Below are 11,993 nucleotides of genomic sequence, written 5' to 3' on the forward strand. Positions count from 1 at the left end.
GTTGGAGGGTCGGTCGGCGAGAATCGATTGGCAGCTGATGCCGAGGGGTCGACCCGGGGTGCTTGTGTTCATCACGACTGCCTGAGCGCTTCCGCCAACTCCTCGGCCACGAACTCTTGCTGATCCGCCGTGATGTGCGGATAGAGCGGAAGGGAGAGGATGCGCCCCGCAGCCGCCTCCGCAACCGGGAACGAGCCGGCACCGAGTCCGTGCCCGCCGTAGGCTGCCGTCAGGTGCAGTGGAGTCGGATAGTGGATGGACGCGCCGATCCCCGCCGCATTGAGCTGGGCCATCACGCGGTCGCGCTCATCCACGCGCACGACGTACAGGTGCCAGACATCGAGGTTCCCCGGCATGCTCTGCGGCAGTCGCACACCGTCGACGTCGTCGAGGAGGGCGGCGTAGCGGGCGGCTGCGACGCGTCGACGGCGATTCCAGTCGGCGAGATGGCGCAGCTTCACCCGCAGAACGGCCGCCTGCACCGAGTCCATCCGCGAATTGAAGCCGATCAGTTCGTGCACGTACTTCGTCTCGCTGCCGTGCGATGCGAGGAGGCGTACGGTGCGCGCGATCTCGGCGTCGCCGGTTGTCACCGCTCCCGCGTCTCCGGCAGCACCGAGATTCTTGCCCGGGTAGAAGGAGGTCGAGGAGACGAGCCCCAGGCCGCCCGCCCGACCGTCCTCGCTTTCCGCGCCCTGCGACTGCGCGCCGTCCTCCACGATCGGGATGCCGCTCGAGCCGAGCGCAGCGCGGATCGCGCCGACAGGTGCGACCTGGCCGAAGAGGTGGACCGGTACGACGGCCTGCGTGCGCGAGGTGACGGCCGCGGCGACCGCATCCGGGTCCAGCAGGAGGTGCTCCTCGTCGACGTCTGCGAACACGGGGACCGCCCCGATGCGGGACACGGCCTCCGCTGTCGCGATGAAGGTGTTGACAGGGAGGACGACCTCGCCGCCTGCAGTCACGCCTGCCGCTCGGAGCGCGAGCTCGAGCGCGTCGGTGCCGTTGCCTACGCCGATGCAGAGCCGCGCCCCGGTAGCCTCCGCGTACTCCTGTTCGAACGCGCCGACGTCGCTGCCGCCGATGTAGGAGGCGGTCTCGAAGACACGGTCGACTGCCGCCCTGACATCGGCCGCGGTCTCGGTGTTCTGAGCGACCAGGTCGACCAGTGGCACTCTCACAGCCGCACCCCCAGCTCTCGAGCAGGCACACCGGCCCACGTCTGTCCTTCCGGGACGTCGGTCAGCACCACGGCCCCCATCCCGATCGTCGCGCCCGCCCCGACGGAGACCTTCTGGCGAATGGACGCGTTCATTCCCAGGTAGGCCGCCTCGCCGATACGGGCGACCCCGCCGACCGTGACACCGGCCGCCAGCGTTGCGAAGTCGTCGACGATGTCATCGTGCGTGAGCGTGCAGTTCGGCATGACCACGACGTGACGGCCGACCACCACGTCCGACGTGAGCACCGAACACGCGAGGATGATCGTGCCGTGGCCGACGACGCTGTTGGCGGAGATCCGCGCGGACTCGTCGACCAGGGTGGCGAATCGGTCGCTGCCGACACCGAGTGCCGCGAGCCGAGACACGATCGACCGGCGCGCGGCCCCGGAGCCGACGCACACGACGATCGCGCCGGGAAGCTCGGAGGCCAGGTCGATCCCGCCGAGCACGTCTGCCCCGCCGATGGGATGGCCGTGCAGAGCCGGGTCGTCATCGAGGACGCCGATCACCCGGTGATGCGACTGCTCCATCGCCATCACCTCGCGGGCCAGGCCGCTCGCGCCGATCAGGACCAGGTCCTTCATGCCACACCCCGCAGTTCCGATGCTTCGCGCAGTGCGTCGACGACGCGCAGCTGCTCGGCGTCCGTCAGCTCGTGGAAGAGCGGCAGGATGAGCGTGTTGTCGGTGAGCCGCTCGGTGACCGGAAGAGGCACGGCGCCGGTGTCGCGGTCGCGGTACGCGGGCTGGCGATGGGCGGCCATGATGCCGCGACGAGCCGAGACACCGGCCTCGGCCAGAACCTCCAGCGTGCGCTCGCGCGTGGCGCCGAACGCCGCCTCGACCTCCACCCAGTACGACTGGAAGTTCCCGGTGCCCCATGCCGGGTCGGTGACCGGCCGGAGGCCGGGGATCGAGGCGATGAGTCCGGCGTAGCGGGCGGCGAGTTCCCGCCGGCGGGCGACGATCAGAGGAAGGCGGCCGAGCTGCACGATCCCGACCGCAGCCTGCAGGTCGGTCATCCGGTAGTTGAAGCCGATCTCGGTGTACTCCTCAGCCGGGGCGAGCACGCTCGCCTGGCGGTCGGCGGCCGAGATGCTCATGGCGTGCTCGCGAAGCCGGCGTGCGCGGTCCGCCCAGGCGCTGTCGGATGTGGTCAGCATCCCGCCCTCGCCGGTCGTGAGCAGCTTGCGCGGGTGGAACGACCAGGTCGTCACGTCGGCGCCTGCGCCCACCGGGCGCCCCCGGTACCGGGAGCCGGCGCCGCACGCGGCGTCCTCGATGACCGCGATGCCGCGCGGGTCGCAGACGGCGCGGATGGCGTCGAGGTCGACCGGCACCCCGCCCTGGTCGACCACGATGACCGCTCGGGTGCGGGGCGTGAGCGCCTCCGCGACGGTCGCCGCCGTGAGGTCGCCGGTGAGGGGGTCGACGTCCGCGAAGACCGGCCGGGCCCCCACGTAGGTCGGCGCGTTGGCGGTCGCTATGAACGAGAACGAAGGGACGACGACGTCGTCTCCGGCTCCGATTCCTGCGACGACGAGCGCGAGGTGGAGCGCGGTCGTGCAGTTCGAGGTGGCCACGGCGAACGGAGCGTCCACAGCCGCCGCGAACTCCTCTTCGAAGCGTGCGACCCGCGGGCCCTGCGCGACCCAGCCGGAGGCGATCACTTCGGTGACCGCGGCGATCTCCTCCTCGCCGAGCCACGGCTTCATGACATTGATGCGGTTCACGAGGTCACCAGCGGCCGTCCGGCTGCGATCTCCTCGCGCAGGGGGCGCCACCACTCGACCAGCTCGCGAAGGCCATCCGCGAGAGGCACCTCTGCCGTGAATCCGAGATCGCGCTGAGCCGCGCTGGTATCAGCGAGACGACGTGTGACGCCGTTCACCGCTCGCTCCGGGCCGTGCTCCACCTCCAGGTCGGAGTCCATGGCCTCGAGAAGAGCTTCCGCAAGACCGAGCAGGCTCGTCTCACTGCCGCTCGCGATGTTGTACACGCCATCGGTGACCTCGGACGTGGCGGCGAGGATGTTCGCCCGCGCGATGTCGCGTGTGAAGACGAAGTCCATGGTCTGCCGGCCGTCGCCGAAGATGAGCGGGGGCCGGCCGTCGGCGATCCGCTCCATCCAGCGGACCAGCACCTCGGTGTACAGGCCGTGGACGTCCATCCGCGGTCCATAGACATTGAAGTAGCGGAGGATGACGTAGTCGAGGCCGTTCATGGCCCGGAAGCTGCGCAGCATCCCTTCGTTGAACGACTTCGCTGCGCCGTAGAACGTGTCGTTGTTGTGGTGATGGTGGCGCTCGTTCGTCGGGAACTCCTCCGCCAGACCGTAGACGGAGGCGCTCGACGCGCTGATCAGCTTGTCGACGCGGTGACGGACCGCCGACTCGATGACGTTGAACGTGCCGTCGACGAGGACTTCGAGCGCCAGGCGCGGCTCCTCCGCGCACTGCGTGATCCTGATCGCCGCCTCGTGGTAGACCAGGTCCTTGCCGCGGGTCACGTCGTCCACGAGGTCGCGGTCGCGGAGGTCGCCCTCCACCAGTGTCACCTTTCCGGAGGCGATGGCATCGTCGAGGTTCGCGACACGGCCACGGACCAGGTTGTCGAGCACGTCGACATGGGCGACGCCCGCGTCGAGCAACTGGTCGACGATCTGCGAGCCGATCGTGCCGGCGCCTCCGGTTACCAGGACGTCGGCACCGGCCAGCGCGGTCATCGCGTCTCTCCGATCAGGACGCGGTCGGCTTCGACCGGGGTGACGGCTCCGAATCCGCCGAGGCTGCGCGTGGCCGCCTCGAGCACGGAGAGCACGCGGAGGCCTGCCCGGCCATCTGTGCGGGGAGGTCGCGATTCCCGGATGCTGGCGGCGAACTCACTTGCCATGCTTCCGAGGGCTTCCTTCTCGGGGAGCGCCGGCGACCAGGTGTCACCGAGGCGATATGAAACCGTCGCCGCCTTCCGCTCCGCTCCGTCGAGCGCCTGGAGTCCGAGGTCGACACCGCGATCGTAGACGCTGAGCCGCTGCTGCGGGTTGAGGTCGTCCCAGACGAGGGTCCGCTTCGTCCCGCCGATCACCATCTGGCGGATCTTCGTGGGGCTGAGCCAGTTCACGTGAACATGTGCGATCGCGCCGTTCGCAAGGGGGAGAACCAGGTAGCCGACGCAGGCCTTGCCCGCACCGAGCGGGTCGGCTCCGTGGGCGGATACCGTCGTCGGGTGCAGTCCGCCGGGGAGGATGAAGTCGATGATCGAGAGATCGTGCGGCGCGAGATCCCAGAACACGTCGACGTCCGGCTGGATGAGGCCGAGATTGATGCGCACCGAGTCGATGAACAGGATGTCGCCGAGCGCACCCTCCTCGATGAGCTCACGGATCTTGAGGACGGCCGGCGTGTAGCAGTAGGTGTGGTCGGCCATGAGCACGAGACCGCTCGCGGCCGCCGTCTCCACCATCGCACGCCCGCGCCCACCCGTGTCGGCGAGCGGCTTCTCCACCATGACGTGCTTGCCCGCGGCCAGCGCAGCGAGCGCGATCCCGTGGTGGGTTCGCGCGGGCGTCGCGACCGCGATGGCATCGATGTCGTCGCTGCGCAGGAGTTCGTCGAGGTCGGTGACGACGCGCACGCCGCCCACCTGGTCGGCGAGTCGCTGTGCGCGTTCACCGTCGAGATCGCAGATCGCGACGAGGTCCCAATCCGGGCTGCTACGGAAATTCCGGGCCAGGTTCGGACCCCAGTAACCGGCGCCGACGACGCCGATACGCAATTGTTCTGTCACTTCTGTGCCCCCAGACACGTTTCGTGTTCGGTGCCGCTCGGGCGGCGGCCCCGTCATGCATTCCCTACGTCACGGTGAGGCGACGAAGTGGATATCGACCCAGTAGTTGTGAGAGACCGTCTGATTCGGGAACCCTGTCGAGTACGAGTACGCCCCGCCGTTTGCGAGTGTGGAGAGCGCCCCGTTGGTGACAGGATTCGTCAGTGCTCCTGGATCCACCGCGTAGGCGGACCAGGTCGTGTGGTAGCTGGCCCGGTACTCCACGCCCGTCTGGATCGCCACGGGGGTTGTGAAGTACACGTCTTGCCAGCCGCTCGCCGTCTCCGCCGTGAAGGTGGCTGTTGCGAGCAGAGTTCCCGTCGCCGACCAGAGCGACGCGGTGTGCGTTCCGGTGTCGCCCGCTCCCTTGTAGAAGCGGATGCCGGTGACGGAGCCGGCCTGCGAGGTGGTGAACCTCACGCCGAGCTGGACGGGGGTGCCATCGGGCCAGGCCGTGTTGGCCGGCACGCTCGCGTCAGGGAAGATCGAGGCTCCCGCTGCGGGGTTGGGCGACGGCGACGGAGTCGGCGTCGGAGTCGGAGTCGGAGTCGGCGTCGGCGTCGGCGTGGGCGTCGGCGTGGGTGTCGGGGTCGGCGTCGGGGTCGGCGTCGACCCGCCACCGCCGCCGCCACCGGATGTGGCCGTCGGAGTGAAGACCACATCGACGAAGTAGTTCGTCGCGTTGTACGAGTAGGTCGGGAAGCCTCCGGTGGCGCTGTAGAGGTAGCGCCCGTTCGTGCTGGTTCCTGCCGTGAGCGGACCGCTCGTCTTCGCCGCACTGAAGTAGTTCTGCGTGTACGAGTAGTTGCCGGTCGGCGCGAAGTACGACACCAGGTAGACCTGGCCGGCCGACAAGGCCACGGGCGTGCTCAGCGACGCCGTCTGCCACCCGGATGCGGTCTCATTCGTAAAGGTGACGGTGGCCAGCCGCGTCCCTGCGGCATTCCACAGCGAACCGGTGTGGGTTCCCGTGTTCGTCGCCGACTTGAAGAACCGGATAGCACTGACTGTGCCGTCCTGGCTTGGCGTGAACGTCACCCCGAGCTCGACAGCAGACGCATCGTTCGTCGCCGTGGATGCGGGCAGGTCGCTTCCGAAGAGCGTGTAGCTCGTCTGTGTGGACGACTTCGTCGCGAACGACCAGGTCAGGGTGCCCAGAGTCGCGCCCTCGATCGAGACGATTCCCGACACGCTCACGGATACTGTGGCTCCCTCAGGCAGCGACTGCGACGGGGTGAACGTGAGTGTCGACCCATCGGTTGACAGCGCCGTCGTCCCGCCGATCGAGGCTCCGCCGCTGGTGACCGCGACGCTGTATCCCGAGGCGAGCGCCACCGAGAACGCCATGGAGATCGCCGAGGTGACGGGGATGTCGACGGCACCGTTGGCAGGCGATTGGCTGACGACCGCCTCCGGCGATGCGGCCTTGGTGTAGAGGACGTCGACCATGTAGTTACTGGTCGAGTTCGAACCAGGGAACGCGTCGGTGTAGTTGTAGGCGCCGGTGTTGTAGCCCGCGACCAGAACACCTCTCGTGATGCCGCTCCCACTGAAGGCTCCTGGCGTCACTGAGTAGTTCCCTGTTGGGCTGCGGTAGGAGACGACGTAGTCAGTGTTCGCCGTGATCGCCACCGGCGTGCTGAACGTCACCGTCTGCCAGCCCGCCGTCGACTCACCGGTGAAGGTCGCGCTCGCGAGCTTCGTACCGTTGGCGGCCCAGAGGGTTCCGACATGGGTTCCGGTGTTGGCGGCGTTCTTGTAGAACCGCATGCCGGTGACCGTTCCGTTCGCCGTAGCGGCGAAGCGGAGCCCGAGCGTGACGGGACTGTCCGCCACCTGCAGGACGGCCGGCACGGTCGAGTCGGTGAAGAGACCGCACGGGCACACACCGACAGGCGCATCCGGTTTGACGGAGGTGAAGCTCCAGGTATTTCCGGATGACAGCACAAGGCCGGTCGTGTCCGTCGCGGTCAGCGCGACCGAATAGACGACGAACCCGTTCAGTGCATTGGTGGGCGTGAACGTCGCCGTCCGCGTCGTTGCGGCGTAGGAGGTCGTTCCCGGGACCGCGTTGCCGAGCGAGTCCTTCACGGTGAAAACGATGGATGCGGGCGTGACCGGCTTGGAGAAGACGGCGCCGATCGTCGTCGTCAGCGGCACGCTGGAGGAACCCGGCAGCGGCCACTGTCCGGTCGCGGCGAGCGGCGAGGTGTCCGTGGTGACGAAGGTCGCGTCGACGAAGTAGTTCGCCTGGTTGTAGGAGCTCGTCGGGTACTGTCCGGGCGTGGTGTTGTACACGCCGGCCGGCGCGCTGCCGAATCCACCGGCCACCGACATCGGCGCACTCGACACGCCGCGGTACGACCAGTAGTTGGACGACGCGGTGTAGTGGCCTTTGGGCGCGCTGTACGAGATCGTGTAGTTGGCCCCTGTGCTCACGGGCACGAATGAGGGGAAGTTGGCCGACTGCCAGCCCGACGCCGTCTCGTTCGCGAAGGTCACGGTTGCGAGCCGGTTGCCGTTGGAATCCCAGAGCGAACCGGTGTGGGTGCCCGTGTTCGCGGTCGCCTTGTAGAACCGGACCCCCGAGATGTAACCGTCCTGGGTCGGCGTGAACCTGAGACCGACCTCGACAGGTGACGCGTCCCCGGAATCGGCGACGGCCGGCGCCTGCTTGCCGAAGATCGAGTACGGGGACGTGATCGTCACCGACCGGCCGGTCGGGGTTGCTGTGGTGTTGCCACTGTCGTCCGTCGCGCGAACCTGGATCGTCGCCGCTCCGACGCCGTGCTGCACGTAGGTGTATGACCAGCTGGTCGTGCCGGTCGCCGGGTGCCAGCTGCTTCCGCCGTCGGTCGAGACCTCGACGCCTGCCACGACTCCGCCGACATCCGCTGCGGTCCCGGTCGCGGTGACCGTGGCGCCATTGGCGATGCTCGCGCCGGAGGCCGGCGTTGTGATGGTGGCGGTCGGCGCCGTTTGGTCGGTGCTCGCCGTCGCGGCCACCAACCCGGACATCAGGGTGGACGGCTGGGCGCCCATGTCGGCGAGGATGTTGACCTGGGCCTGCTGCATCCTCACGTCAGCCGGGGCTCCGGCGCCGTCGTGTTCCTGGTCGAGTCCCCATGACCACTGGACAGTACCCGCTGAGAAGACGAGGGCTCCACTGGATGCGCGATAGAGGGTGACATGGTGGGTCGTCGTTCCCGCGCCGACAGTGTTGCCGAAGTCCAGAAGTTCCTGCGGGACCGCACCGGTCGTCGTGGAGAGGTCGACCAGGCCGGCAGGTCTGAACCCGTTGTCAAGATCTTCATCGGACTCGTAGCCGACGGTGTGCGGCGCCAGCGCCGCGCTGGTTCCTGAGGCGAGCGAGGACAGACTGGTATTACGCCACAGTCTCGTCTTGCCCTGGGCCGCGGTCACGGTTATCGGCATATCACTGATGGTCGACATGTACATCGTTCCGGTGACCGCGTTCTCCGGCAAGCCCGCTCCGTTCGCCTGCGACGCGAACCGCGGGTCACGCCAGGTGCCCGTCCACTCCGTTGTGGGGTCGACCTTCGCGTTGCTCCACGTCTCTTTGTACGAGACGAGGGTGCGGTAGTTGGTGGGCGTGCCTGCCACCGACGGCTCGTACCGCGTGTGCCAGTACATCTCGTTTCCGGAGAGGAACTGCGCGTTCACGCCCGCGTTGATCGCCGCCTGCACATTGGCGCGCTGCGCCGCAGACCAGTATTCGTCGTGTCCCACCGAGAGGAACACCTTGTGGTTCATGAGTTCCGACCCGTAGCGGTCGGTGTCGACGCCGCTGAAGTACGAGACGTCGTACCCGTTCTCCTCGAGGAACCTCACCTCGGGGTATTCGTTCGCGAAGTAGAAGTCGCGTCCGGAGTTGGTACCGCGGGTCGCGATCGGACGGTTGTAGCTGACCTTGTAGGCGCGACCGACGCCGGCGCCCTGGTAGAAGTCGGAGCCGCCGTAGCTGTTATAGGCCTGCCACGTCGGGTCCGACGTCTGGAACAGAACGTTGGAGTGACTCGCGTCATTGCGGACGATGAAGGTGATCAGGCTGTCGTCGTTGAGGTCTGGGCGGTGGAGGTGCGCGATATACACGCCTGACACAGCATCCGTCGGCACGGTCCACGATGCCGAGACGCCCCAGTTGCCGCAGTCGTAGAGCTGCGTGGTCGCATCCGTGACGCACGGGGGCTGGATCTGGGGAAGGGTCGCCGACGGCGTCACGTCCGCGATCTTGCGTGCTCCGAGTCCCTGGTAGTAGCCGGTGCGGTAGATCTGGATCGTGTACGCCTTCGCGTTCGTGTCGATCTTGAAGCTGATCGTCCCGCCGACGTTCACGCTGATGTCGGTGGAGAAGCCCTGGATGGTGCTGTCGCCGGCGCCCGTGACGTCCCAGATCGACGAGTCGGTGCCTGGCAGTGCGTTCTCGCAGACGATCGGGTTCGGGGCGGTCCCGCAGCCGGGCGCCGCATGAGCGGGCACCGAACCGAAGGCCATCAGGAGCCAGGTCACCAGCAGAACCACCATCGCGCCCGCGGTCGCGGTGAAGGGCGTGAATCGGTAACCTTGAGGCCACGCACGCAGATTCGGGTTCTGAGTTTTCCTCACAAACTGAGGTTCTCACAAACCCGTGCACGCCGCATACCCCCTAAAGGGGGACGAATCGCTGTTACTCCGTCGAATCCGCGCCCGACAGCCGATCCACGACGATCTCGCCGCCGCAGATCACGAGCCGACGCTCCGGGGCCTCGACGAGCGCTTCCTGCACGTTCTCCGCATCCACCAGCACCACATCCGCCGCCGCGCCGACGACGAGATCGTGCTTCGCGCGCCCCACGAAGCCCGCCGCCTCGCTGCTCGCGATCCGCACCGCCGCTTCGAGGTCCTCATCCTGACGCCACTCCGCGAGCTGCGCCATCCTCGCGGCCAGCGCGAGCAGGTCGCCGGTGCCGTACGGCCCCCACAGATCGCGGATGCCGTCCGTTCCGAGCCCGACGCGAACGCCCGCATCCCGCAACGCCGTCAGCGGCAGCCGCGGAGCGTTCACCGGCGCGACCGTCGTGATCGTGACCCCGGCATCCGCGACCGCCTCGACGAGCGCCCGCTGCCGCGCATCCGGGACATCCCCGATGGCGAACCCGTGGGCGACGTTCACGCGGCCCGCCATCGCGTGCGCCCGCGTGCGCTCGACGATCAGCTCGTACTCGAACGCACCCAGCTCGCCGAGCTCGTGCAGGTGGATGTCGAGGCCCACCCCACGCCGCTCGGCGATGTCGAAGAGCGCGTCGAGCTGCCCCACCGGGTCGCGGTCGATGGACGCCGGGTCGAGGCCGCCGACCTGGTCGGCTCCTTCCGCCGCAGCGCGGTCGAGGAGCTCGAGGACGCCGGGATGCCGCAGCACGCCGTCCTGCGGGAACGCCACGATCTCCAGCCCGACCGGCACGCCGATCGCGGCGACCGCTTCGCGGACATGGCGGATGCCCTCCACCCCGACCCCGAGATCGACGTCGACGTGCGAACGGAACGCCGTCGTGCCGCACGCGACCATCCGCTTCAGCAGAGTCGACGTCCGCTCCACGCTCGGGATGCCCAGCTCGTCACGGTGAGCCCGTTCGTGCCGGATCCGCCCCTCGGTCGTCGCCTCGCCGCCGTAGGACACCCACGGAAGCCCCAGCCAGCTCTTGTCGAGGTGGGCGTGAGCATTGACGAAGCCGGGCAGCGCCAGGAGGCCGCGCCCGTCGACGAACTCCGTGTACGGGGCTCCCGTCTGCGAACGCGGATCGTCGTCGTCATGCGCGAAGACCGCGGTGATGACGCCCTCGGCCATCCGCAGGTCGACCGCCGGGCCGCCCCACGGACGCACGTTCCTCAGCACGGTCTCGGGCATCCGCCACCTCCCCTATAAGAGGGACAGCCGCCCCCTTAAAGAAAATGGTACGGGTGCGACCCTACCGGTCGGCGAAACGATCCGTCGCCTTGATCAGCGCGTGCAGGATGCCCGGCTCGTCGAACGAATGCCCGGCGTCGTCGATCATCCTGAGGTCGGCTTCCGGCCACGCCTTGTGCAGGTCCCACGCAGTCATCGGCGGGGTGCACACGTCGTACCGCCCCTGCACGATCACGCCGGGGATGCCGTGGAGCAGGTTGGCGTTGCGGATGAGCTGCCCCTCCTCGAACCACCCCCCGTTCACGAAATAGTGATTCTCGATGCGGGCGAACGCGACCGCGTACTTCTCCTCCGTGAACTCTTCCACCAGGTCCGGCCGCGGCTTCAGGGTGATCGTCGACGACTCCCAGCGCGACCAGGCCACCGCTGCAGGGCCGTGGACCGCCGGATCCGGGTCGTTGAGGAGCCGGCTGTACGCGCGGATGAGGTGGCCGCGATCGACGACCGGCACCGGTTCGACGAAACCCTCCCACAGGTCGGGGAACAGGGCCGCAGCCCCGCCCTCGTAGAACCATTCCAGTTCGGCGGCGCGGAGCGTGAAAATGCCGCGCAGGATGAGCTCCGTCACGCGCTCGGGGTGCGTCTGGGCGTACGCGAGGGCCAGCGTGCTCCCCCAGGAGCCGCCGAAGACCTGCCACTTCTCCACCTCGAGCATCTCGCGCAACTGCTCCATGTCGGCGACGAGATGCCACGTGGTGTTCGTGCTGAGGTCCGCATCCGGATCGCTGGCATGCGGCAGGCTCTTGCCGCAGCCGCGCTGGTCGAAGAGGACGATGCGGTACTTCTCCGGGTCGAACACGCGCCGCTGGTTCGGGTTGGTTCCGCCGCCCGGGCCCCCGTGCAGGAACACGACCGGCTTTCCGTCGGGGTTGCCGCTCGTCTCCCAGTACACCTGCTGTCCGTCGCCGACGTCGAGAAAGCCGGAATCGTACGGCTCGATCTCGGGATAGAAGGTTCGCATGGCCAGAGCATAGGGCCAGT

Annotated in this window: 8 protein-coding genes; all 8 read right to left on the reverse strand. The window is 68.1% G+C overall.

Going from position 1 to position 11,993, the window contains the following annotated elements:
- Positions 1–71 precede the first annotated feature (71 nt).
- Entirely contained in the window at positions 72–1,181 is a 1,110-nt protein-coding gene (locus G3T36_RS02900) for a DegT/DnrJ/EryC1/StrS family aminotransferase (protein ID WP_338031433.1), read from the reverse strand.
- The gene (locus G3T36_RS02905; RefSeq protein WP_163287904.1) at positions 1,178–1,807 is read right to left on the reverse strand and encodes a NeuD/PglB/VioB family sugar acetyltransferase; all 630 of its coding nucleotides are present in this window, start codon (positions 1,805–1,807) and stop codon (positions 1,178–1,180) included. Before G3T36_RS02905 ends, G3T36_RS02900 begins: the two co-directional genes overlap by 4 nt.
- A complete protein-coding gene (locus tag G3T36_RS02910; protein WP_163289040.1) occupies positions 1,804–2,937 on the reverse strand; it encodes a DegT/DnrJ/EryC1/StrS family aminotransferase in 1,134 nt (377 codons plus the stop codon). The genes G3T36_RS02905 and G3T36_RS02910 overlap by 4 nt, the downstream gene beginning before the upstream one ends.
- Before the next feature lie 14 nt (positions 2,938–2,951).
- The gene (locus G3T36_RS02915; RefSeq protein ID WP_163287905.1) at positions 2,952–3,947 is read right to left on the reverse strand and encodes an NAD-dependent epimerase/dehydratase family protein; all 996 of its coding nucleotides are present in this window, start codon (positions 3,945–3,947) and stop codon (positions 2,952–2,954) included.
- Entirely contained in the window at positions 3,944–5,008 is a 1,065-nt protein-coding gene (locus G3T36_RS02920; protein WP_338031434.1) for a Gfo/Idh/MocA family protein, read from the reverse strand. The genes G3T36_RS02915 and G3T36_RS02920 overlap by 4 nt, the downstream gene beginning before the upstream one ends.
- A 69-nt stretch (positions 5,009–5,077) precedes the next feature.
- On the reverse strand, positions 5,078–9,592 hold the full coding sequence (locus tag G3T36_RS02925) for a DUF4082 domain-containing protein (RefSeq protein ID WP_240148311.1): 4,515 nt from the start codon (positions 9,590–9,592) through the stop codon (positions 5,078–5,080).
- A gap of 142 nt (positions 9,593–9,734) precedes the next feature.
- Complete coding sequence (locus G3T36_RS02930; protein ID WP_163287908.1) at positions 9,735–10,952, reverse strand: amidohydrolase; 1,218 nt, start codon at positions 10,950–10,952, stop codon at positions 9,735–9,737.
- Between the two features lie 61 nt (positions 10,953–11,013).
- Positions 11,014–11,973 (reverse strand): prolyl aminopeptidase, encoded by a 960-nt coding sequence (gene pip, locus G3T36_RS02935; protein WP_163287909.1) that lies wholly within the window; start codon positions 11,971–11,973, stop codon positions 11,014–11,016.
- Positions 11,974–11,993: the final 20 nt, after the last annotated feature.

The sequence above is a fragment of the Leifsonia tongyongensis genome, from assembly GCF_010686705.1.
Classification (GTDB): domain Bacteria; phylum Actinomycetota; class Actinomycetes; order Actinomycetales; family Microbacteriaceae; genus Diaminobutyricibacter; species Diaminobutyricibacter tongyongensis.

Bases quoted from the DNA above. Each gene is read 5' to 3' on its own strand.
- G3T36_RS02905 (WP_163287904.1), bottom strand. From the start codon at position 1,807: ATGAAGGACCTGGTCCTGATCGGCGCGAGCGGCCTGGCCCGCGAGGTG.
- G3T36_RS02910 (WP_163289040.1), bottom strand. From the start codon at position 2,937: ATGAAGCCGTGGCTCGGCGAGGAGGAGATCGCCGCGGTCACCGAAGTG.
- G3T36_RS02915 (WP_163287905.1), bottom strand. From the start codon at position 3,947: ATGACCGCGCTGGCCGGTGCCGACGTCCTGGTAACCGGAGGCGCCGGC.
- G3T36_RS02925 (WP_240148311.1), bottom strand. From the start codon at position 9,592: ATGGTGGTTCTGCTGGTGACCTGGCTCCTGATGGCCTTCGGTTCGGTG.
- G3T36_RS02930 (WP_163287908.1), bottom strand. From the start codon at position 10,952: ATGCCCGAGACCGTGCTGAGGAACGTGCGTCCGTGGGGCGGCCCGGCG.
- pip (WP_163287909.1), bottom strand. From the start codon at position 11,973: ATGCGAACCTTCTATCCCGAGATCGAGCCGTACGATTCCGGCTTTCTC.